Here is a 22,765-nt window from a genome sequence, read left to right on the forward strand (position 1 = left end):
CTCGCGCGGCGGGTGCCGGCGCCGACGCGGATAACCGCGCACGAACGCAGGAACAGCCCCGACCCCACCCGGTTGAATGTTTACGGCTGTGCACATACGCTGACTGAGCAACATTCCACTATGGAAGGAAGCTCATGCCCGTACTGCCCTGGGCCACCGGAAGCCACCGCCCCGCTGCCGGCGAGACCCTGCACGTGCTCACCTCGCGGCTGCCCCTGAACCGCTACAGCGACATTCCGCGCTTCCTGCGCTGGACCCTGCGGATCCGCGAGCAGCTGCGGCAGGCGCCGGGCTGCGTCGGCTACACCCTGGACGCGCGGTTGCCGCGCAAGACGTTTCTGACGCTCTCCGCGTGGTCGGACGAGGCGGCGATGGAGGCGTTCGTGCGCAGCGGCACGCACGCGCTCATGCTGGCCGACATGGCGGGGCGGGTGGGCACGCCCGGGTTCGTCGCCTCCACGGCGAGCCCGGAGCAGATACCGCTGTCCTGGGCGGATGCCCGCGAACGGCTCGCCCGGCGGTAGCGGGCTATGCCGAGAGCAGGAACCGCTCCAGCCGCTCGGCGAAACCCGGTGCGGCCGCGACGAAATGCCCCGCGCCCTCGGCGCACACCCGCTGCCCGGCCACGGCGTCGGCGAGCGCGTCGCAGATCAGTTCCAGGGCCGGTGCGTGCCCACCCGAGGCGACCAGCACCGGGGTGCCGTGCACGCGGATCGGCTCCAGCCGCGGACGCGCCTCGCTCGTCAGCCGTGCGCCGTGTGCCCGCCGCACCGCGGCCATCGCACCGGCGGAGAGCGGCTCGGGTGCGCCCGCGAGACCGAGGAATTCGCGCAGCTGCGCGGGATCGGCGCCGGGCCCGTCGGTGAGCACGGCATCGCCGAGCCGCCGCAGGGCCCGCACCCCCCGGTCGTCGTCGGCCAGGTGGTACAGCGGCGGTTCGATGATGGTCAGCGAGCGCACGGAGCTCGGGTCGCGGCCGGCCGCGATGAGCGTCCCGAGGGTGCCGTAGGAGTGCGCGACCACGTGCGGACGGGTGGCGCCCACGACCGCGGCGATGTCCTCCGCATCGACCTCGAAATCCTGACCGCCGCGCGGCGGCGGGCTCGGCGGAAAGCCCCGCCGGTACACCGACACCAGCGTCCACCGCTCCCGCAGCGACTCCAGCCCCGCCCAGGTCGCCCTCGGCCCCGCCCCGCCGTGCACCAGCACCACCTCGGGGCCGCTCCCCGCCCGCACGACCTCGATCACGGGCCGGCCTCCCCGGTCGGCTCCGGCGGCTCGTCGGCATCGGCGCGGAGCTGATCGCGCTCGGCGGTGAGCGCGGCATTGTCATCCTCCAGCTCCAGGATCCGCCCGATCCCCGCCAGATTCACCCCCGCGCCGCTGAGCTGCGAAATCCGTTGCAGCCGAACGAGATCGTCACCGCTGTAGCGGCGGGTGCCGCCGGAGCTGCGCGCCGGGGTGATGAGCCCGTGCTGCTCGTAGAGCCGCAGCGTCTGGACCGCGATGCCCGCCAGTTCGGCCGCCACCGAGATCGCGTACACCGCCCGATCCGACCCGGGCACCGGTACCGCCCCGCCGCTCGACCTCTCCGCCATTGCCAGCTCACCACCTTTTCCTCGAACTCCGAGATTATCTCATCGAAACGCTTGCGCTCACCTAATCGAAGTGCTACATAATATCTATGCCAGGCACTAGAGATTACCTGGCACCACACACAGCGAGATAAGGAGTAGTGGAGGTGGCGACCATGCTGATGCGTACCGATCCGTTCCGGGATCTGGACCGATTCACGCAGCAGGTGTTCGGCACGGCGGCCCGTCCGGCGGTGATGCCGATGGACGCCTGGCGCGAGGGCTCGGACTTCGTGGCCGAGTTCGATCTGCCCGGCATCGACCCGGACTCGCTCGACCTGGATATCGAGCGCAATGTGGTGACGGTGCGCGCCGAGCGCGCGCAGCTGGACCAGGGGCGGTCGATGATCGCCGCGGAGCGGCCGCGCGGCGTGTTCTCCCGGCAACTCTTCCTCGGCGAGGGGCTCGACACCGAGCGCATCCGCGCCGACTACCGCGACGGTGTGCTGCGGGTGACGATCCCGGTGGCGGAGAAGGCGAAGCCGCGCAAGATCGAGATCATCCGCGGCGAGCAGCAGCACGACACCAAGGCACTCGCCGGATCCTGACACGCCGCGCGTCCGGGGTATCGGAGCGCGGCCGAGTCCGCGACCCGCTCCCCACGGATGGTGACCCCCCACCGCGCGGACCTCGCCCGGTCCCCGCGGGTCCGCGCAAACGGTTCGAGAGGATTCGATCGGAAGGCAGGTGGTGCCCGTTTCGCGAATACGACTGTGTGTCAGATTTCACGACTCTTCCCGATGTGGGGCGGGCCCGGCGGTCACGGGCCCGCCCCACCCGCTGTGTGCGGAGAGGAGAAAGCGATGCCCGATCTCCTCGCCCGCCGATTCCGCTGGCAGCAGGGGCCGCATGGCTCGTTGCCGTGCTGCCGATGGGCGGGAGAGATCGAAAGTAATTCTCGCAGTGCGTATTCATCGCAGGTCAACGCGGCCGGTCACCCTTCCGAACGGAATCTGATCGCCGGGTAAGCTGGCGGCACCGTGCTGAATGCGGGGGTGATGAGCGGGTGATCGAATCGGGAGACGGCCGAGCCGCGCTGCGGGACGAGATCGCCTCGTTCTACCGGGGTTTCGGCCAGCCGGAGGCGCTGCTGGCCGCGTTCCGATCGGCGGCGTTGCTGGTGCCGATCACCGCCGACGGCCGGTTGTCGACCACCCCGTACGGCGGGGTGGAGTGGGTGTGCGGGTTCACCGGCGAACCCGACTTCGCGCGGTACGTCCTCGCCCGTGGTCTCGGGGTGCAGGAAAACCATCGGTATCACACGATATTCGGTGCGGACCTGGCGGATTGGGCGGAGCGGCGTGCCGGTGTCCCCACCGGTGTGCTCGTCGATATCGCGGGGGCGGCGCCGATGGCGTTCCCGCCGGACATCGCCGAGGAGGCGGACGAACAGTGACCGTGAACGTCGATCCGATCGCGCTGCAGCAGACGGCGCAGGGCATCACCGGGATGATCGGGGTGCTCACCGAGCTCGGGATCAAGGAGACAGCGGCGTCGGGGCGCGGGTTCGCATTGCTCACGCTCTCGCCGCTGGAGGCGGGGCACCTGCGGGTGCAGGAGGGGTTCGAGACCTACTGCGAGCGCTGGTCGTGGGGTGTGCGGTCGATGGTGCAGTCGGGCAACGAGATCGCCGAGGCGCTGAACCTCGCCGCGGGCCGCTACCACATGATGGACTCTCAGGCGACGGCGTTACTGCAGACGGTGTGGACCAACACCGTGGGCAATCCGCACCTGTCCCGCGAGGAGATCGCGCAGCGCTCCTGGTCGGAGACGCTTGCCGACAATCCGCTCAACCACGTCGCCGACCTCGACTACAGCCGGGAGTCCTTCACGGAGGCGAGCGCGACCATCGAGCAGAACTGGCAGGTGGTGCAGGAGGTCGGCCCGCAGGCGCTCGCCAATGTGTCGGTGTTGACGAATCCGCTGCTGGCCGATGAGGTGTCGCAGGCAACGGGCGAGTCCCCGGGCTGGGACACCGACGGCGCCGAGCGGGCCGCGGCGCTCCTGGCCCCGCCGGAGTAGACGCGGATGGGGTGGAATCCGCTCGACCCGCTGACGGATCTCGCCGACGCGGCCGGTGATGCCATCAACGATGTCGCCGCGGTTGTCGAACCCGCCTGGGAGAGCGGGGTCGAGACGCTCGGCGAGCTCGCCGACGACGGCCTCGACCTGCTCGCCGAAGGCGCCGAGCTGGTCGGGCTGGACGGGGCCGCCGAGGCGCTGGACGACTTCGGCGACCAGATCTCCTCCGCGCTCGGCGGGGAGCTCGAGGAGCGGCAGCTCGGTGAGACCCAGGACCCGAAGGAGCTGGTCCGGGGGGAGCCGGAGGCCATCGGCGAGTCCGCGAGCACGCTCGCCGACATGGCCGCGGCGGTCGAGCTCACCGGCCAGGGGCTGCGCTCGATCGACGGCGGGGACTGGACCGGCGAGGGCAGGGCGGGCTTCGACGCTGCCTTCGACCCGCAGCCCCAGCTGTGGTTCGACGCCGCCGACGCCTTCACCGACGCCGCCAACACCCTCGTCGAGTGGGGCTACGCGGTGGAGACCGCGCAGCGCGGCGCCGCCGACGCCATCACCGAGTGGAACGCCGCGATCGCCGAGGAGAACCGGCAGAAGAGCTGGTGGAACTCGCTGCCCGCGCGGACGCGAGCCGAGACGCCGCTGGTCGACACCTGGTCGAGCCGGTACCGCGCCGCGCTGGACATCCTCGAGCGGGCGCGCACCAACCGCAATGCCGCCGCCGAACAGGCCGGGGCCGCCATCGCGGACGCGACGGAGACGGCGCCGACGGAGCCGCCGTTCACCTCCCGCATGGGCGCGAATATCGAGGACGGCATCGCGATCTCGCAGTACGCGGGGCTCAGCTTCGTCGACGGATTGCTGACCGGGTTGAGCGGGATCGTGCAGTTCGTGCGGCAGGTGAACCCGGCCGATCCGTACAACGTCACCCATCCCGCCGACTACCTGGCCAATCTGTCCACCCTCGGCACCGGGATCGTGGTGCTGGCGTCCGATCCGGCGGCGGCCGTGGACGCGGTGGTGAATCAGGCGCGGACCAGTCCGTTCGAGTTCACCGGGATGCTGACCAGCGAGGTGCTGCTCACCGTGGCGACCGGCGGCGCGGGGGCGGCGCGGACGCCGTTGTCGCTGCTGAATCGGGTGCGGCACGCACTGCCGGGGCGGGGTGTGCCCGGCCGCGGGTTGCCGGATGTCGATCTGCCGGGGCCCGCGGGGCGGCCCGGGGCCGGGCCGCCGGACGGGCCACCGGCTCGGGCCGGCCTCGGTGACCGTCCGGGGGGACCCGAGCCCACCGTGGACACCCGCGCGCCCGCGCCGGATGCCGGGAGTGCTGGTTCCGCTGGGCCGCAGGCAGATCGGCCCGGTTCAGCCGGGCCGGAGCCGTCGATCGACGCGGGGCCCCCGGACCGGCCCGATCCCGAGCCGCAGGAGCAGGCCGGTGCTGCCGGGGCAGGCGCTCCGGACAGCGCGCCGCCGGTCGATCGCACACCCGATGCGGGCGGGGACGGCCCCGGTGCCCGGCCGCAGGAGCCGGCGCCGGAGCCGGCGCCCGAGCGGCCCGGAGGCGGCGACCCGAACGGGCCGGGCACCGCTGGGCCGGGCAACGATCCACCGGATCCGCGGCCCGATACCTACACCCCGCCGGACCGGTCCGATATCGACGCCGGCCCCGGCCGCCCGACCGCGAGCCCGGAGCCCGACGCCCCGGCGACACGTCCGGATGCCGAGCCGCCCGCTGTCCGGCCCGCCGATGCGGATACCCCCGCCGCTCGGCCGAGCCCCGATACATCGCCTACCCGGGCCGACGGTGACAGTCCGGCTCCTCGGCCGGATTCCGACTCTCGCGTCGACACCGATCCGCCACCGGGCCGGGTGGATTCCGAAACGCCGGACGCCGGCTCGCCGCGCGACCGGACCGACGCGGACCTCCCTCACGACCGGACCGACGCCGACCTCCCTCACGACCGAACCGACACCGACCTCCCTCACGACCGAACGGACGGGGAATCCCCCCGCGATCGGACCGACACCGATACCCCGCACCGCGACTCCGACACGGCCGGGCGCCCCGACGCAGACAGCCGCGGTGATCGGCCCGCAGCGCGTGCTGATTCCGACCCGGACGCACAGCGCCCCGATACCCCCCGCCCCCGCGCGGACACCGATACGGCGGAAACCACACGATCCGGCTCGCCGGACCAAGGTCCCGTCGCGCCCCACTCCCCGGGCACCCACCCCAACAGCCAGAGCTCGACCACACCGTCCCCGGCCCGCCCCGATGCGCCCGCCCCACGACCCACCCCCGAACTCCCGGACACTCCGCGCCGCCCCGACCCGGTCAACCCCCGCCCCGACCCGGACCGGCCCCGCGCGGACCCGGACCGGCCCCGCGCCGGCCTCGACCCCACCTCCCCCCGCCGCCCCGAGATCACCACGGACACCAACCGCCCAGCCGTCGACACCCGCCCGGTTACACCGGACTCCCCCGCAACCCGCAGCCCGGAACCCGACCCACCCGGCGACAGCACCCCGATGGAACAACGCGCCGACACCGACACCGGCATCGGCGACGAAGCCCGCTCCGGCGACCCCGCCAACGACCGCGACCCCTCCCAGACCACCGCGTGCGGCGACCCGGTAGACGTCGCCACCGGCGAATTCCTCCTCCCCACCGTCGACCTCGACCTCCCCGGCGTCCTGCCACTGACCCTCAACCGCAGGCACCGCTCCAACTACCGCTGGGGCCGCTGGTTCGGCCGCACCTGGTCGACCACCCTCGACATCCGGCTGATCGTCGACCGCGACGGCATCGTCTTCGCCGGCGAGGACGGCATCCTTCTTGCCTACCCGCACCCGCAACCGGGCGCTCCGGTACGCCCGCTGTCCGGCGGCTCGCGCTCGACCTGCACCCGCACCGAAACCGGCTCCTACCGGGTCCACGACCCGGAACGCGAGATCACCTGGCACTTCGCCCCCGAATCGCCGCTGCGCGGCGCCGACGAACGCCGCGGCAACTACGCGATCTCCGCCATCACCGACCGGCACCGCAACCGCATCCGCTTCCACTACGACCCCGACGGCGCACCCACCGCGATCACCCACTCCGGCGGCTATCGGGTACGCGTCGACACCGACCCGCGACTGGGCCGCATCACCGCACTGGCACTGCACGGCGGTGATGCCGACGTCATCGTCATCCGCCGATTCGACTACGAGGCAGGCGATCTCGTCGCGGTCACCGAAGCCATGGGCGCCACGTCGCGATTCACCTACGACGCCGACGGCCGCATTCTGTCGTGGACCGACTCCCGCGGCACCTCGATGTCGAACACCTACGACCACCGCGGCCGGGTCGTCGCCCAGCACGGCACCCACGGCATCCTCTCCGCGACCTTCGCGTACCGCGACCACCCCGGCGGCACCGGCAGCACCACCCTGCACACCGATTCGCTGGGCGCGGCGACCAGCTACGGCTTCGACAGCGACCTGCGGCTGCGCGACCTCCGCTCCCCCACCGGCGCGCACACCCGCATCGACTACAACAGCGACCGCAAACCGCTCACCGTCACCGGCCCCGACGGCGCCGTCACCCGCTACCTGTACACCACCGACGGCGACCCGGCCCGGATCGAGCGGCCCGACGGCACCGCCGTGGATCTCGCCTACGCCGAGCCGGGAAGGCAGTCCCGCATCACCGGCCCCGACGGCGCGGTGACCCAGCAGGATGGCACGGCAACGGCACCCTGGCCGCCTCCATCGATCCGGCCGGGGCCCGCACGGAGTACACCTACCACGCCTGCGGCGCCCTGGCCTCGATCACCGAGGCCGATGGCACCTGCACCCGGATCGAGACCGACGCGGCCGGACTGCCGGTCGCCGTCGTCGACCCGCTCGACGGCATCACCCGTATCCGCCGCGACCGGTTCGGCCGACCGGCCGAGATCACCGACCCGCTCGGTCGCAGCACCCGCTACCGGTGGTCGCCGGAGGGCACGCTGCTGTCCCGGACCGACCCCGACGGGCACGGCGAGACCTGGGAGCACGACGGGGAGGCGTCACCCACCCGGCACGTGAACCGGGCGGGCGGGGTCACCGAATTCGCGAACGGCAGCTGGGATCTGCGCACCGCCCGGACCGACCCGGACGGCGCGGTCACTCGCTACCGCTACGACGCCGAGGGACGCCTGACCGCCGTGGTGAACCCGCTCGGCCAGGTCTGGCACTACGCCTACGACCCGGCCGGACAGCTCGCCGCCGAGACCGACTACAGCGGGGCACGGAGCCAGTACACGCGCGCGGCGGCGGGCCCGATCGCCACGGTGACCCCCGCGACCGGTGACACCCGTACGCACACCTACGACTCCCTCGGCTGCCTCACGAGCGTCACGGCGGCGTCCGGAGCGTGGCGCCGCTTCACCGACGACGGCGCCGGCCGCATGCTCTCCGCCATCTCCGGCCACGGCGACGAGACCGGCCACAGCCTCGAATTCACCCGCACCGCCACCGGCGCGATCGCCACCGAGACCCGCGACGGCGAGCACATCCTCCGGCACGAATACGACCCGCTCGGCCGGCGCACCCGGCGCACCGACCACTCCGGCACGCAGACCCGGTGGAGCTACGACCCCGCAGGCAGACCCGCAACGCTCGGCGCCGACGGGCATGTCCTCCGCTTCGATCACGACGCCGCCGGACAGCTCACCGGCTGGGCCGTCGGCCACATCGCCGTCACCCGCGACCTGGACCGGGTCGGGCGGCTCACCGGCCAGACGGTGACAGCGCACCCGCCGAGCATGCTCGACCTCGGCGAACCCCGCCGCGCCCCCGCCGAGCTGCGCACCGATACCTACACCTGGCGGCCCGACGACTACCTCCTCTCCCGGGCCACCGGCACGCCGAGCGCGAACCTTCGCCAGGACTTCGCGCTCGACCCGATGGGCCGGATCACCGCCGTCAGCGACGGCACGGCTCCCGCCGAGACCTACACCTACGACGCACTGTCCAACATCACCGCTGCCCGGACCACCCACCGGCCGAATCCCCGGATGCGCCGCAGGCAGTACCGAGGCACCCGCCTGGTGCGCGCGGGCCGGACCCGCTATCACTACGACGATGCGGGCCGGCTGATCCGCAGGATCACCACCCGCCCATCCCGCAAACCCGACGTCTGGTTCTACCGCTACGACGGCTTCGACCAGCTCACCGATGTCTGGACCCCCGCCAGGCAGTGGTGGCACTACACCTACGACGCCCTCGGCCGCCGCACCACCAAACAGCACCTCGCCACCGACGGCACCGTGCTGGAACGCACCGACTACCACTGGGACGGCGACCAGCTCATGGGGCAAGTCACCGCGGACAGCGTCATTCGCTGGCACTACCAGCCGGGCACCTACACACCCCTCGCTCAGACCACGCACCGCGACGACCTCGACCGCCGATTCCACGCCATCGTCAGCGATCTCGTCGGCACTCCCGTCGAGCTGATCGACCCCACCGACGCCCGATCCGTCGCGGCCGCCGAAACCGAACTCTGGGGCCGCACCCGCTGGATCGGCGATGCCGACACCCCGCTACGCTTCCCCGGCCAGCTGCACGACCCGGAGACCGGGCTGCACTACAACCAGCACCGCTATTACGACCCCGAGACCGGCCGCTACCTCAGTGCCGACCCACTCGGCCTCCTGCCCGCCCCCAACCCGCACAGCTACCCGGGCAATCCCACGGTGAGCTGCGACCCGACCGGATTGACCCCGTGCGGCAAAGATGCCGAAGAGCGACCGTACTGCAATAGAACCCAAGCGTTCCACGCCGCGATGGACCGTGCCGGAATCCCGCGAAGTCAGCAACTGGTTCGTCAGTGGACCGTCGGTGCCGACCCGGCGCAGTACCACCGGCCCGGGAACTACGTATTCGACTCCAATCCCGGCCGCCACGGCCGCTACTACCAATACGAGACTCCCCAGGGGACTCGCGTCATCGCCGAACACACCGCCGACCCGAGGGCATCCCACCCGCATTTTCACGCGGGCCGACCGAAGGTGGGGACGCACAACGTCAATATGATGGGCGAGCGATATCAACAGGTCGGGGACAAGCACCACTTCTACTACCGGATAAAACAAGACAATGACGAGTCAGGAACTGCGTAGGAAACTTCAGCAGCGGCGCGAAGGGGCCGCTGCTGCGGCGCTCACCGCGAACCTTGCGGATGTCGAAGTCGCCGGGTTTGTCCAGGATGATGTCTTCCCTCAGTGGATAGCCGAAGCTTTCGCGGCCTTCATGAAGACCTCGTCGACCCCGTTCGTGCGGGTGCCGGACGGCAGCACCGAAGCAGTGATCGGGACCATGTATCGGCAGCTGCTGGCGGTAGCGGGGATTCGAGACAGGTTCTACTGTCGCACCGGCCTCGAAACGCGGCCATGGATGGACTGCGTAGTCACCGGGCCGGATTGGCTTCGATCCCTGCGCGCAGAAGTCGGCGAGAGCCTCGACTTCGTGTCGCACGACATGACCGCCCTGGCCATGACCTTCGACGACGAACACGAGCTCCTGGGTTTCTTCGCTACTGCCGAGGCGTGATCGGAGGATTCGTGGTGCGGTAACGCATCGGTCTGGACCGGATGGCTCACGGGGTCGAAGGCGTCCTGCAGCGGCTCCGCTCTCGAGCCGTGGTCAGCAGCGCTATATCCTGCACCACCCCGACACCGTGCGGTAGGCGGGCAACGCCGGGGCCGCGCTGCTTCCGAGGTGTTCGCGCCGAAACGGATCGGCCGCACGTTAGGCTGACCTAAGTCGATGAGCAAGGAGGGCCGATGGAATCCATCAGGGCGGGCATCACGGCGCGCGGGCGCGCCAACGAGCCGCTGTCGCTGCGGCTCACCGTCGCGGAGATGCGGCCGCTCGCGCCCGGGTTCACCCGGGTCGTGCTGGAGGGGGCCGGGCTCGCGCAGTATCGCGCGCCGCGTCCGGCGGACGCCTTCAAGCTGGAACTCTCCGCCGACGACACCGGCCGCCCCCTGCTGCGCGCCTTCACCGTGCGCGAATTCGACGCCGCCACCCGGCGCCTGACCTTCGACATCGCCCACCACGAGCGCGGTGTCGCCGTGAACTGGCTGGCCACCGTGAGCCCCGGCGACGCGGTGACGTTGGCCGGGATGCGCCCGGAGTGGGTCGCCGCCGACGGGGTGCGGGATCACGTCCTGATCGGCGACGACACCGCGGTCCCCGCCATCGCGGCGATCATCGACAGCCTCGGGCCCGAGCATCGGGTGTGGGCGTATGTGCCGACCGACCTGCTCCCCCGGCACCCGAATCTCGAGCTACGGCTGCGCACCGATGTCGAAACCCACACGCCGGAGGCGATTTCCGCGCGCCGAAGGACCCAGGTGTGGGTGGCCGCCGAGGCCGCCGCCGTCCGGCGGGTGCGTGCCCACGTCCTCGGCGCATGGGGCGTCGCGCGCGCCGACCTGCTCGCGCGCGCCTACTGGAAGCGCGGCCTGACCAATACCGACACCGACGCGGCGAGCCTGCTCGGCTACCGGGAGGCGGTGCTGGCCGGCGGCGACATTCACGACCCGGCGCTCGCCGAGCGGATCGACCTGGGGCTCTGAGCGCCGCTCTCCGCGAAGTCGATCCTCGCGTCCGGTTCGACGGCGTCCGCCACCGCGTGGCGAGTCTTCGACGTACAGGCAGCTGACACGAGCCGGCCTTCCACCGCGGCACCGCGACCGGAGCCGGGACGCGATCCATCCACGACACCGCGCTGATCGAATCCCCCTGGTCCGCACACGGAGAATCGGGGATTCCCATGGGCCTGCTCCTCGCGACCGGCGATCCTCGCTTCCGCGACACCGCCCGCGCCGCGCTCGAACGCGCCGGACACGACGTGCTGGCCGGAGTGGCCGGGACCGCGCTCCGCGACGACACCGCGCTCGCGATCCTCGACGCCGGGCCGGGGATCGCGCGGTGCCGGGCGATCCGCGCCGGACCGCACCCCGAGCTGCCGATCATCCTGCTCACCACCTCCGGCCACGAGCGGATCCGCGGGCTCGAGGCCGGCGCCGACGACTGCATCGACCCCGCGGCCGGACCCTACGAGCTCACGCTGCGGGTGACGGCGGTGCTGCGTCGCACCCACCCGGCGGTGCTGCGCGACGGCCGGATCGCGCTGTGCCCGCAAGCCCGCTCGGTCGCCGTCGACACCGTCCCGGTGCAGCTGACTCCGCGCGAGTTCGATCTGCTGGAGTTCCTGCTGCGGCACCCGGAGTCGGTGTTCTCCCGCGAGCAGCTGCTCGCGCAGGTGTGGGGCTGGGATTTCGGCGACCTCTCGACCGTGACCGTCCATGTCAAACGGCTGCGCGCCAAGCTGGGGGACCAGCATCGGCTCGACACCGTCTGGGGCCGGGGTTACGCCTGGGGTGCGGCGCCGAGCCGGGAGATGCGATCGGCCTGACCGGGCGCTCCCCGGGCCGTAGCGACCACCGCCATCATGGATGGAGTGAGTTCGTATCGCCTGGCCGAGCCGCCGCTGTTCACCCGCCTGCGCCCCGCCTCCCGCGTGCTGATCGCCGGGGCCGGCGGCGGCTTCGATATCTACGGCGGGCTGCCGCTCGCCGTCGCCCTGCAAGGTCTCGGGAAGCAGGTCTTCCTGGCGAGCCTGTCCTTCGACGACCTGGGCCGGACCCCGCTCGAGGACTGGCTGCTGCCCGGCGTCGCCGCCGTCACCCCCGGCACCGTCGGCAACGACGACTACTTTCCCGAGCGCACCCTGGCGCGCTGGCTGGCCGAAACCGGCCGCGAACCGGTCGTCCACACCTTCCCGCGCTCCGGCGTCCGCCCGCTCCGCGATGCCTACCGCGGCCTGGTGGAGCACCTCGGTATCGACGCCATCGTGCTGGTCGACGGCGGCACCGACATCCTGCTGCGCGGCGACGAAACCGGGCTCGGCACACCGCACGAGGACATGACCAGCCTCGCGGCGGTAGCGGAGCTGGATCACCTCGACCGCATGGTGGTGTCGGTGGGTTTCGGCATCGATGCCTACCACGGTGTCTGCCACGCCCACGTCCTGGAGAACCTCGCGGCGCTGCAACGGCGGAACGCCTTCCTCGGCGCCCTCTCGATTCCGCTGGACAGCCCCGAGGGAGCCGCCTACCTGGCCGCGGTCCGGCACGCGGCGGCCGAGACGCCGTCGCGCCCCAGCATCGTCCACGCCCAGATCGCCGCGGCGCTGCGCGGGGAGTTCGGCAATGTCCAGACCACCGGCCGCACCGGCGACACCGAGCTGTTCGTGAACCCGCTCATGGCCGTGTACCTGGCCGTCGATCTCCCGGCGCTGGCGCGCACCGTCGGCTACCTGCCGCTCCTCGAGCCCACCGAGGACGCCTGCCAGGTGGTGCGGGTGCTCGACGCGCACTTGGCAGCACGGCCCCAGCCCCGGCCTTTCACCTCCTTCCCGCACTGACGTTGCGCGCGGCAGGTCGGCGATCGGTTCGTCGCCGACCTTGACCGGCGGAGGTCACGGCCGCAAATTCGGTGTCGCTCGGGCACCTCTCCGGTTTACCGTCGAAGTCCCGCCGGAACTCTCCGACGGGCCTGTGGGAAGGGGGACGCGATGTGGAACTGGAGCGACCGCGTCGCCGAACACGCGACCGCGGCGGCCTGCACCCGCCCGGTCACCGATCCGGAGCCGACCGTCACCGAGCGTTCGGCCCAGCGCGAGACCGTCACCGGCGGTGACGCGGCGAACGACACTCGATCCGGGGCGACGCGCCCCGAGGTGGCGGACTACGGTCTCGCCGGCTGAACCGCTCCGTACCGGCCACACCGGCCGGTACGGAGCCGTCCCGCACCGAGTACGCCCATTCCTGTTTCCGAAAATGCCGATGTAATTCCTACGCCGAACCGGGTCGGTAGCGGTGCGCCCGACGGCAGGTTCGGCCGGCGGTAGCCGCAACGTGAGCGCAACGAAAGGAAACGCGCTCTCAACCTCGGCACAACGGCACGGGAACACGAGTACAGCAACGTATACAGCCATGTCGACCATGTCGTATACGAACGCCCGGATCCCCGAATGACGCCGTTGCCGAACCGAAAGCCACGCCGGCTCCTGCTCGCCCTGCTGGCCGCCGCGCTGCTGCTCACCGGCTGCTCCAGCATCGACGCCACCTTCACCCCGAGCACCGGCGGCGGTGCCGGCGGCCCGGTGATCCGGGTCGGCACGCTGCGCGGCCAGCCGCACCTGTTCGCCCCCTACTTCTACGACCGCTTCCTCACCGGCGGCGCCCGGGTGGACGTCGCGGTCTTCGACTCCTCGCCGGACGTCAAGAACGCCCTGGTCTCCGGGCGGATCGACGTGGCCGTCATGGGCGTGCCCGCCATGCTGGCCGGTGCCGCCGACGGGCAGGACGTGCGGCTGATCGCCTCCTCGGCCGACGGCGGCTCCGCGATCGTCGGGCAGCCCTCGATCGCCGATGTGCGGGGGCTGCGCGGCCGGAAGGTCGGGTATCCGGTCGGCTCCTCGCAGGAGGTGCTGCTCCGCTCGACGCTCACCGCGGCAGGCATCGACCCGGATCGCGACCTCACCCTGGTCAACCTGACCTTCGCCGATATGGCGAATGCCTACGCGGGCGGGCAGATCGACGCCTTCTCCTCGGCCGAGCTCGGCCCCTCGGTCGCCAAGCAGCGCGGCGCGCACGACATCGTCAGCCCCTACGACACCCCGGTCGGGAAGGTCAATATCGGGCTGGCGACCACGCAGCGCGTGCTCGACGCCGACCCGGAGCTGGTCCGCACCGTGGTCGCCGCGCATCGAAAGGCGGTGCGGCACATGGACACCAACCGCGAGGAGTGGCGGCAGCGGGTGGTCGAGCAGTTCGGGCTCGACCCGACCGTTGCGGGCACCGCCATCGCCAATACCTGGCCGCGCGCCGATCTTTCCGAGCAGTACGTCGCCCAGGTGACCGCGCTGGCCCGCGAGATGGCGGCGCTCGGCCAGCTGCCCCGCATCCCGGACATGAACGTCTTCGTGCACCCGTCGATCGTCGACACCGTCGCCGAGGAGGGCGCGAAATGACCACCGTCGCCGAGGAGGGCGCGAAATGACCACCGTCACCGAAGCCCCGGTCACCGCTGCACCGGTCCCCGCATCCCCCGCACCGCGCACGCGAAGGCTGGGCAAGCGGCTGGTGAGCGTGCTCTACGCGGTTGCGCTGCCGCTGGCGCTCACCGGCGTGTGGGCGCTGGCGGTGCGGCAGCAGTGGCAGCTGCCGCTCGGCATCGATATGCGCTTCGTCCCCTCGCCCGCCGAGGTCGTCACCCGGATCGCCGACCTGGCGGTGGGCTCCGGCGAGGCGACCAGCGGCACGCTGTGGCGGCACACCGCGGCCAGCGCGCTCCGGGTGCTCAACGGGTTCCTCGTCGCGGCCGCGCTCGCGATCCCGCTCGGGCTGCTCATCGGCCGGATCCGGCTGGTGGAGCGGCTGCTCGACTCCACCGTCGGGCTGCTGCGGCCGATCCCGGTCACCGCATGGGCGCCGCTGGCGCTGCTGCTGATCGGCTTCGGCGACCGCTCCACCATCTTCCTGATCGTGCTCGCGGCCTTCTTCCCGATCCTGGTCAACACCATCGCGGGCGCCTCCGCGGTCTCGCCGCGGCTGCTGGAGGCCGCCGCCATGCTCGGCACCCCAGCCTGGAAGACCTTCTTCACCGTGGTGCTGCCCAGCTCCATGCGCTCGATCACCGCCGGGCTGCGGGTCGGGCTCGGGCTGGCGTGGGTGGTGCTTGTGGTCGGCGAGACCGTCGGCATCCGCACCGGGCTCGGCGCGCTCATCACCCAGGCCAGGGATATGAGCCGGACCGACACCATCGTCGCCGGAATGATCGTCATCGGCCTGGCCGGGCTCGCCTCCGACCGCCTGCTCACCCTCACCCTGCGCGCGGCCACCCGCAACCGGCCAGGGCTCGTCTGAAGGAGCACCTCATGACCAGCACCGTCAATCTCGGCGCCCCGATCACCATCGCCGCGCTCGGCAAGCAGTTCCCCTCCGAACAGGGCCCCGTGACCGCCGTCGCCGGGCTCGACCTCGAGATCGCGGCGGGCGAGTTCATCGCCGTGGTCGGGGCCAGCGGGTGCGGCAAGTCCACCGTGCTGCGCATGCTCGCCGGCTTCGAGAGTCCGACCTCCGGGCGGCTCGAGGTCGGCGGCGCCCCCGTGCGCGGCCCCGGCCCCGACCGCGGCGTCGTCTTCCAGGACTACGGCCTGTTCCCGTGGCTGACCGTGCAGGAGAACGTCGCCTACGGGCCGAGGCAGACCGGCGCCTCCCGCCGCGACGCCGCCGCGCGGGCCGCGCGCTACATCGAGCTGGTCGGGCTCACCCGGGTCGCGAATCGCTTCCCGCAGCAACTCTCCGGCGGGATGCAGCAGCGCGTCGCCATCGCGCGCGTGCTCTGCAACGAACCGGCGGTGCTGCTCATGGACGAGCCCTTCGGCGCCCTGGACGCGCTCACCCGCGGGTCGCTGCAGCGCGAGCTGGAGCGGATCCACCGCGAGACCGGCACCACCACGCTGTTCGTCACGCACAGCGTGGAGGAGGCGGTGTACCTGGCGGATCGGGTGGTGGTGATGAGCGGGGGTATCTCGCACGGGACGGCGGGGCATGTGCAGGCGGTGGTTCCGGTGCAGCTGGATCGGCCGCGCGACGTGAACGACGCGGCGTTCACCGATCATCGGCGACGGATCAGCGCGCTCATCGAGCACTGATCTCCGCATGCACAGGTGGTGAACATCGGGCAACTTGTATAGACAGGTTGCCCTGCGCCGCGCCACAGTGAAGCGTGACATCTGAGCAGTACGACCTGGTGGTCGTCGGCGCGGGCATCGTCGGCCTCGCACACGCCTTCCACGCCCGCGAGCGCGGCCTGACGGTGGCGGTGGTCGAGCAGAACGACCGCGTACTCGGCGCCTCGATCCGCAACTTCGGGCATGCCTGTGTGACAGCGCAATCCGGCCCGGCGCTCGACTACGCGCGCGCGGGGCGCGAGCACTGGATCCGGCTGGCCGGCGCGGCCGGGTTCGGTCTCCGCGAATCGGGCACGTGGTGCGTGGCCAGGTCGGACGACGAGCTGGCGATCATGACGGAGTTCGCGAGATCACGGGGCGACGAGCAGGTGCGGCTGCTCGACCGGAAGCGGTTCCTGGCGCAGGTGCCGGTGGCCGACGCGGTGGGCGGCATGCACCTGCCCGGCGACCTGCAGGTGGACCCGCGCGCGGCCGCCCCGGCCATCGCCTCCTGGCTGGAACACCGGCGCGGCGCCGATTTCCACTGGCGCACCGCGGTTCTCGGCATCGAGCCGGGCCGCGTGCGCACCTCGCGGGGCACGGTCACCGCGCGGCACATCGTGGTGGCCGTCAACCACGACGTCGACCGCCTCTTCCCCGAGCTGAGCGCGGAGCTGCTGCGCTGCCGCCTGCACATGCTCCGCGCGACCGTGGCGCTCCCCCGCCCGCTGCCGGGCCCGCTGTTCACCGGCTGGTCGCTGCTGCGGTACTCGGGATTCACGGGCACCGAGCGGCTCCGCGCCCGGCTGGAGCGCGAGTACCCCGCGGAGGTCGCGGCCGACCTGCACCTGATGGTCACCCCGCAGGCCGACGGCACGCTCATCGTGGGCGACACCCACATCCGGGAGGTCTCGGAGTCGCCGTTCCAGTCCGAGCACGGATTCGCGATGCTGCTCGACCACACCCGGGAGTTGTTCGGCGGCACCGATATCGAGGTCGTCGAGCGCTGGCAGGGCGTCTACAGCTCGGCGCGGGGCCGCGAGTTCCTGATCGCCGAACCGGCGCCGGGGGTGCGGGTGGTCACGGTGACCACCGGGATCGGCATGACCACCGGGCTGGGGCTCGCGGCCGCCGTGATCGATGGCATCGCCCCGGTCAGCCCGAACTCGTGAGGGTGAAGGTCACCAGGTCGGGCCGGTAGCGGTCGTCGGCGTACTCGAACGCGACGCCGTGTTCGTCCCGGGAGACCCGGCGCTCGCGCAGCAGCGGGGCACCCGGCTCGATGCCGAGGTGCCCGGCATCGGCCGGGTCGGCGGCGACGGCGTCGAGCTGGTGTTCGATGGTGGCGAACCGCACTCCGGCGCCGATCAGGAAATCGGTGATCGAACCGGAGTCGGTGTCGAACCCGAGCACGAGCGTCCCGACCGGCTCGGTGAAGGTACTGCGCTCCAGCATGGCGGGCACCCCGTCGAGCAGCCGCACCCGCACCACCTCGACCACGGATTCCGCCCCCGGGGAGCGGCGCCGGGCGACCTCGACGGTACGGTTGCCCGCGACCCGCCCGGTGCTCTCCACCCATCGGGTGAAGGGGGTGAAGGTGGCGATGCCGCGTGCCGGGGTGCGGCCGCGGACGGTCGCGGGGCGGCCCTGCGTGATCGTCACCAACCCTTCGGCCCGCAGCGCCGCCATGGCCTGGCGCACCGGGCCGCGGGAGACGCCGAACTCGGCGCACATCTCGCTCTCGCTGGGCAGCGCGGCGCCGACCGGGTAGACGCCGTCGCGAATGCGCAGCCGCACCTGGGTGGCGACGCGCTCGTGCAGGGTGCCCGGTGGCCGCACGGTCCGCCTCCGTTCCTCGCCGCGCCGTTCCGTGTGGTCGGTGCCGCGGCGGCAGCGCTGTCGCGCGGCGCCGTTCCGACGGCTCGAAACTACCCGGTCACGGCGCGATGGCGGCGCGCAGGATGCCGGGCGGGGCAGGCACGAGCACCGTCGCCACCTCCGCCAGCGGGACCGGGGGCGCCACCACCGACGCCCACGGGTAGCGGTCGCGGGTGGCGTGCAGGAAGGCGACGGCTTCGCGCAGGTGGCGGGGTTCGTAGTTGTGCACGCCGGTGACGGTGAGCCAGCCGCGCACGATCGCCTCGGGGTCGACCGGGACGGCGGGGCCGGGGGCCACCGAGCCGACCAGGACCAGGGTGCCGCCCAGGTCGAGGCGGGACAGGGCGGCACCGACGGCCGCGGCGGCGCCGGAGAACTCCAGGGCGAGGTCGACCGGCGCGCCGTCGTCGGGACGGCCGCCGAACGCGGCGGCGAGCGCGAGCCGCTCGGGGTGCGGGTCGGCCACCAGCACCTCGGCGCCGCGGAACGCGCACGCCGCCGCCGCGCTGAGACCGAGCATGCCCGCCCCCGTCACCAGCACCCGCCGCCCCGCGACCGCACCCGCGGCCGCCAGCGCGGCCATGACGGTGGCCGTCGCGCACCCGGCGGGCGCGGCAACGGCATCGGGCACCTCATCGGGCACCTCGACCAGCGTCACCCCCGCGGGCAGCAGCACGTGCTCGGCATAGGTCCCCGAGAGCGCCCACTCGCCCGCGAACGGCTCGTGCCCCACCTTCCGCACCCGCGCACACTTGGCGGTGAATCCCGCCAGGCAGCGGGCACAGTCACCGCAGGGCGCGGTCACCGACCACACCACCCTGGTCCCCGCCGGAAGCGCCCCGCGCACCACCCGCCCGACGGCCTCGTGCCCGAGCACCGACGGGCACGGCGCGGCCCGCCTGCCGGTGACGGTGTGCAGATCGCTCCCGCACACCGTCGCCAGCGCGACCCGGACCAGCGTCTCCCCCGGCCCGACCGCGGGCAGCGGCACCTCCCGCACCGCCGTCCCGGCACCGCTCCACACCGCGGCCCTGGTCACACCACCAGCGAGCGAATCCATCCGGAGAGCCTTTCGATCAGGTAGACGATGACGAACACCACCAGCACGATCGCCCCGGCGACGTCGAAGTTCAGCGTCCGGATCGACTCGAAGAGCAGGTAGCCGATACCGCCGGCGCCGACGATGCCGAGCACGGTGGAGGTGCGGATATTGACGTCGAGCAGGTAGAGCCAGGAGCCGACGATGGCGGGAACGGCCTGCGGGATCACCGCCGCGCCCACCGTCTTCCACCAGCCACCGCCGACCGCGGCGACCGCCTCCAGCGGTCCGGGGTCGATCTCCTCCACCGCGTCGGCGACGAGTTTGCCGAGGAAGCCCACCGAGCCGATGGCCAGCGCGCAGGTGCCCGCGATGGGTCCGAGCCCGAGCGCGGCGACGAAGACCACCGCGACGATGAGCTCCGGCACCGCGCGCACCAGCAGGATCCAGCCGCGGGCCATCCAGTAGAGCACCGGGTGCGGGGAGACATTGCTCGCCGCGACGATCCCGACCGGAATGGAAAGAACCCCGCCGATGCCGGTGGCCAGCACGCCGATGGCGACCGTCTGCACGGTGGCGTCGAACAGGTCGGTGCCGAGCGCGCCGAAGTCCGGTGGCACCATGCGGCCGAATACCTCGAGCGCGGGCCCGACCCAGGTGACCAGCGACAGCGGGTCGATCTCCAGCACCACCAGCGCGGCAAGGGTGGCGCCGCCGACCAGCCCGCCGAGCGCGAACCGGGCGGCCCGATCGCGTCGCGGGCCGGAGTTCTTCGGGGCGAGCAGCACACGCCGGATGCCGATGGCGAGCAACTCCATGGCGGCGATGATCACCAGGATCACCGCGACGATCCCCATGGCCCGCGGGTAGGCGAGCCCGCGCAGCGCGTCCTGCAGCGCGAACCCGATACCGCCCGCGCCGACGAAACCGAGCACGACCGACATCCGCAGGTTGATGTCGACCCGGTACACGAAGGCCCCGATCCAGGCCGGAACCACCTGCGGCAGCACGGCATTGACCAGTTCGCGCAGCGGCCCCGCCCCGGTGGCGCGCACGGCCTCGCGCGGGCCGGGATCGGTCTGCTCGATGGCGTCGGCGAAGAGCTTGCCGAGCATGCCGATGGAGTGCAGCGCCAGCGCGAGCACGCCGGGCAGCACCCCGATGCCGAGCCCGCGCACCAGCAGCGCCGCGATGAGCAGGTCCGGCATGGCCCGGCAGAAGGTGATGATCGCCCGCGCCACCGCGTAGACGGCCGGGTGCGGGGTGGTGTTGCGGGCGGCGAGGAAGGCGAGCGGCACCGAGGCCACGGTGGCGAGCACGGTGCCGAGCACCGCCATGAGCAGGGTCTCCAGCGCCAGCGTCGAGATCCGGGCGGGGTCGTCCAGGCGAGGCGGGAGCATGCGGTCGAGCAGCCGGGCGATGTCGTCGAGGCCGTCGAGCAGGGTGGCCGGGGCGAACTCCAGGTGCACGGCGGAGGCCAGCACCGCGGCGGCGGCGAGCAGCGAGAGCAGCCGCAGAACCCACGGGCGCGGGGTGCGGGCGCGCTCGTCGCGCGTGACCGGCCGCCGCTGCGGCGGGTCGAGCACCACGCTCATCGCGGCCGCGCGGGGGTGGTCGCGGCCGCTTCGTCGGGGCCGACGCGGCGGTAGATCTCCATGACCTCGTCGCGGGAGAGCTCGACCGCGGCCCGGTCCAGCACCTTCTCGCCATTGCGCAGCCCGATCAGGCGGTGCGCCCAGCCCAGCGCGAGGTCCACCTGGTGCAGGGTGCAGATCACGGTCAGCCGCTCCTCGATGCAGATGCGGAACAGCAGGTCCATCACCACCCCGGCGTTCTCCGGGTCCAGCGAGGCCACCGGCTCGTCGGCCAGCACCACCCGCGGCCGCTGCATGAGCGTGCGGGCGATGGCGACGCGCTGCTGCTGGCCGCCGGAGAGGGTGTCGGCGCGCCGCTCGGCCAGCCCGGCCAGCCCCACCCGCTCCAGGTGCGCCAGCGCCTCCCGGCGCATGGCGGCCGGGTAGGTGAGCGTGCCGTAGCGCGGCAGCCGCAGCCTGCCGAGCCCGCCGATCAGCACGTTCTCCAGGCAGCTGAGCCGGCCGACCAGGTTGAACTGCTGGAACACGAAGCCGACATCGCGGCGCAGCGCCCGCAGCCGGGCGCCGCGGGCGACGTCCACCCGGACCCCGTCGACCTCGACCCGCCCCGCGCTGACCGGCTGCAGGCCGTTCAGGCAGCGCAGCAGCGTCGACTTGCCGGACCCGGAGAGCCCGAGCAGCACGACCAGTTCGCTGCGGTGCACGGTGAAGGAGACCTCGTGCAGCGCGGTGACGGCGCCGAAGCGCTTGCTCACCCCGTCCACGGTGACGACGACATCGTCACCGGCGACGGCGGGCGGGGAGGCCGGGGTGGTCATCGGATCAGCCCTTGCACTTGTCCGAGCCGGTGACCTCGCACACCTTGCGCACGCCGTCGTAGTCGGCGTCGGTGGCGGGGACGACGCCCCAGGCGCGCTCGTCGGTGAAGCGGCAGGCGTCGCCGGTGCAGATCCCGGCTGCCTGCAGCTTGTCCAGGTTCAACTGCTCGGTGAAGAGGGTGCGCAGCTTGTCGATGGTCTCGGTGCCGAGCGCGTTGTTCGCGGCGAAAAGCGATCCCGCGATCATCTCGGACTTCCAGATCGTCTCCAGCTGGCCCGGCTTCAGGTCGCCCTTGTCGATCATGGTCTTGTCCACCATGGTGTCGAAGGCGAAGCCGGCATCGCAGTCACCGGCCGCGATCGCGAGCGCGGAGGAGTCGTGGCCGCCCGCGAAGATCGGGGTGAGCCCGGCGGAGAGGTCCCGCTCGGCGCCGGAGGCGATGACCTTCGCCTCGATCAGCCCCGCGGTCGGGTAGAGGAAGCCGGAGGTGGAGCTGGGGTCGACGAAGCAGACCTTCCTGCCGCGGAAGTCGGCCAGGGTGTTGATATCCGGGTTGTCCGCGCGGGTGAGGCCGTAGGACTGGTAGCCGGGCTTGCCGCCCGCGTTCTTGACCACCGCGCCGAGCGGGGTGATGTCGGCGCCGGCGATCCCGGCCACCACGTAGGCGAACGGGCCGAAGAAGGCGAGGTCGACATTGCCCGCGATCAGCCCCTCGACCACGCCCGCGTAGTCGGAGGCCTGCACGAACTCGACCTTCGAGCCGGTCTCCCGCTCCAGCAGCGCGACCACCGGCTGGTAGCTGGCCTTCAGGTCGCTGGAGTTCTCGGCGGGAATGGCGGCCAGGGTGATGGTCTCCGGGAAGCCTTGCGCGGTGCGGGTTTCGGCGTCGGAGCCGGAACAGCCGGCCAGGGCGAGCGTGAGCCCGGTGAGCGCGGCGACGACGGCGCGGGCCGGGCGGCGATGGCGGAAGAACATGGTGGAGCGGTCCTCTCGGGATGGA

General features: G+C 72.2%; 22 protein-coding genes. 15 read left to right on the forward strand and 7 right to left on the reverse strand.

Features of this window, described 5'->3' with window-relative positions:
- The first annotated feature begins 134 nt into the window (after window positions 1-134).
- Window positions 135-524 carry an antibiotic biosynthesis monooxygenase gene (locus NH2_RS10385; protein WP_067651833.1) on the forward strand — a complete coding sequence of 130 codons (390 nt, stop codon included), beginning with the start codon at window positions 135-137 and terminating at the stop codon, window positions 522-524.
- Window positions 525-528: 4 nt separating this feature from the next.
- Here the strand turns inward: NH2_RS10385 and NH2_RS10390 are convergent, their stop codons facing one another.
- On the reverse strand, window positions 529-1,248 hold the full coding sequence (locus tag NH2_RS10390; RefSeq protein WP_067651836.1) for an alpha/beta fold hydrolase: 720 nt from the start codon (window positions 1,246-1,248) through the stop codon (window positions 529-531).
- Complete coding sequence (locus NH2_RS10395) at window positions 1,245-1,598, reverse strand: MerR family transcriptional regulator (RefSeq protein ID WP_067651839.1); 354 nt, start codon at window positions 1,596-1,598, stop codon at window positions 1,245-1,247. Before NH2_RS10395 ends, NH2_RS10390 begins: the two co-directional genes overlap by 4 nt.
- Before the next feature lie 137 nt (window positions 1,599-1,735).
- On the opposite strand from NH2_RS10395, the gene NH2_RS10400 reads away from it, so the two are divergent.
- The 14 genes from NH2_RS10400 (at window position 1,736) to NH2_RS10465 (ending at window position 17,606) form a co-directional block, all read left to right on the forward strand.
- Window positions 1,736-2,182: an Hsp20/alpha crystallin family protein gene (locus tag NH2_RS10400; RefSeq protein WP_067651841.1), complete on the forward strand. Its 447-nt coding sequence runs from the start codon at window positions 1,736-1,738 to the stop codon at window positions 2,180-2,182.
- A gap of 458 nt (window positions 2,183-2,640) precedes the next feature.
- Window positions 2,641-3,030 carry a hypothetical protein gene (locus NH2_RS10405; protein ID WP_084505384.1) on the forward strand — a complete coding sequence of 130 codons (390 nt, stop codon included), beginning with the start codon at window positions 2,641-2,643 and terminating at the stop codon, window positions 3,028-3,030.
- Window positions 3,027-3,656: a hypothetical protein gene (locus tag NH2_RS10410; protein WP_067651844.1), complete on the forward strand. Its 630-nt coding sequence runs from the start codon at window positions 3,027-3,029 to the stop codon at window positions 3,654-3,656. The genes NH2_RS10405 and NH2_RS10410 overlap by 4 nt, the downstream gene beginning before the upstream one ends.
- Before the next feature lie 6 nt (window positions 3,657-3,662).
- On the forward strand, window positions 3,663-7,727 hold the full coding sequence (locus NH2_RS29740) for a putative T7SS-secreted protein (protein WP_067651847.1): 4,065 nt from the start codon (window positions 3,663-3,665) through the stop codon (window positions 7,725-7,727).
- Window positions 7,724-9,805 (forward strand): RHS repeat-associated core domain-containing protein, encoded by a 2,082-nt coding sequence (locus NH2_RS29750; RefSeq protein WP_067651850.1) that lies wholly within the window; start codon window positions 7,724-7,726, stop codon window positions 9,803-9,805. The genes NH2_RS29740 and NH2_RS29750 overlap by 4 nt, the downstream gene beginning before the upstream one ends.
- Window positions 9,783-10,235 (forward strand): hypothetical protein, encoded by a 453-nt coding sequence (locus tag NH2_RS10425; protein WP_067651853.1) that lies wholly within the window; start codon window positions 9,783-9,785, stop codon window positions 10,233-10,235. The genes NH2_RS29750 and NH2_RS10425 overlap by 23 nt, the downstream gene beginning before the upstream one ends.
- Window positions 10,236-10,468: 233 nt before the next feature.
- Window positions 10,469-11,266: a siderophore-interacting protein gene (locus tag NH2_RS10430; RefSeq protein ID WP_067651856.1), complete on the forward strand. Its 798-nt coding sequence runs from the start codon at window positions 10,469-10,471 to the stop codon at window positions 11,264-11,266.
- A 197-nt stretch (window positions 11,267-11,463) separates the two neighbouring features.
- Window positions 11,464-12,108: a response regulator transcription factor gene (locus NH2_RS10435; RefSeq protein WP_067651859.1), complete on the forward strand. Its 645-nt coding sequence runs from the start codon at window positions 11,464-11,466 to the stop codon at window positions 12,106-12,108.
- Between the two features lie 45 nt (window positions 12,109-12,153).
- Window positions 12,154-13,119 carry a DUF1152 domain-containing protein gene (locus NH2_RS10440; protein WP_218021681.1) on the forward strand — a complete coding sequence of 322 codons (966 nt, stop codon included), beginning with the start codon at window positions 12,154-12,156 and terminating at the stop codon, window positions 13,117-13,119.
- 150 nt (window positions 13,120-13,269) lie between these two features.
- The gene (locus NH2_RS10445; RefSeq protein ID WP_067651866.1) at window positions 13,270-13,461 is read left to right on the forward strand and encodes a hypothetical protein; all 192 of its coding nucleotides are present in this window, start codon (window positions 13,270-13,272) and stop codon (window positions 13,459-13,461) included.
- A gap of 267 nt (window positions 13,462-13,728) precedes the next feature.
- On the forward strand, window positions 13,729-14,730 hold the full coding sequence (locus tag NH2_RS10450; RefSeq protein ID WP_157103677.1) for an ABC transporter substrate-binding protein: 1,002 nt from the start codon (window positions 13,729-13,731) through the stop codon (window positions 14,728-14,730).
- A gap of 25 nt (window positions 14,731-14,755) precedes the next feature.
- Complete coding sequence (locus tag NH2_RS10455; RefSeq protein WP_067651868.1) at window positions 14,756-15,625, forward strand: ABC transporter permease; 870 nt, start codon at window positions 14,756-14,758, stop codon at window positions 15,623-15,625.
- 11 nt (window positions 15,626-15,636) lie between these two features.
- The gene (locus NH2_RS30150) at window positions 15,637-16,416 is read left to right on the forward strand and encodes an ABC transporter ATP-binding protein (protein WP_067651871.1); all 780 of its coding nucleotides are present in this window, start codon (window positions 15,637-15,639) and stop codon (window positions 16,414-16,416) included.
- Window positions 16,417-16,490: 74 nt separating this feature from the next.
- Entirely contained in the window at window positions 16,491-17,606 is a 1,116-nt protein-coding gene (locus NH2_RS10465) for a TIGR03364 family FAD-dependent oxidoreductase (protein ID WP_067651874.1), read from the forward strand.
- On the opposite strand, the gene NH2_RS10470 is transcribed toward NH2_RS10465, so the two are convergent.
- From NH2_RS10470 to NH2_RS10490, 5 genes are all read right to left on the reverse strand, one after another.
- On the reverse strand, window positions 17,590-18,273 hold the full coding sequence (locus tag NH2_RS10470) for a GntR family transcriptional regulator (protein ID WP_067651877.1): 684 nt from the start codon (window positions 18,271-18,273) through the stop codon (window positions 17,590-17,592). The two genes, NH2_RS10465 and NH2_RS10470, sit on opposite strands and share 17 nt — an antisense overlap.
- Window positions 18,274-18,370: 97 nt before the next feature.
- The gene (locus tag NH2_RS10475; protein WP_067651880.1) at window positions 18,371-19,372 is read right to left on the reverse strand and encodes an alcohol dehydrogenase catalytic domain-containing protein; all 1,002 of its coding nucleotides are present in this window, start codon (window positions 19,370-19,372) and stop codon (window positions 18,371-18,373) included.
- Window positions 19,348-20,946, reverse strand: coding sequence for a phosphonate ABC transporter, permease protein PhnE (gene phnE, locus NH2_RS10480; RefSeq protein WP_067651883.1), 1,599 nt, complete (start codon window positions 20,944-20,946; stop codon window positions 19,348-19,350). Before phnE ends, NH2_RS10475 begins: the two co-directional genes overlap by 25 nt.
- Window positions 20,943-21,764, reverse strand: a complete 822-nt coding sequence (phnC, locus tag NH2_RS10485; RefSeq protein ID WP_067651886.1) for a phosphonate ABC transporter ATP-binding protein — start codon at window positions 21,762-21,764, stop codon at window positions 20,943-20,945. Before phnC ends, phnE begins: the two co-directional genes overlap by 4 nt.
- Window positions 21,765-21,768: 4 nt before the next feature.
- Window positions 21,769-22,740: a phosphate/phosphite/phosphonate ABC transporter substrate-binding protein gene (locus NH2_RS10490; RefSeq protein ID WP_067651889.1), complete on the reverse strand. Its 972-nt coding sequence runs from the start codon at window positions 22,738-22,740 to the stop codon at window positions 21,769-21,771.
- Between the last annotated feature and the right edge of the window lie 25 nt (window positions 22,741-22,765).

Source organism: Nocardia harenae NBRC 108248 (assembly GCF_001612885.1).
Taxonomy (GTDB): Bacteria; Actinomycetota; Actinomycetes; order Mycobacteriales; family Mycobacteriaceae; genus Nocardia; species Nocardia harenae.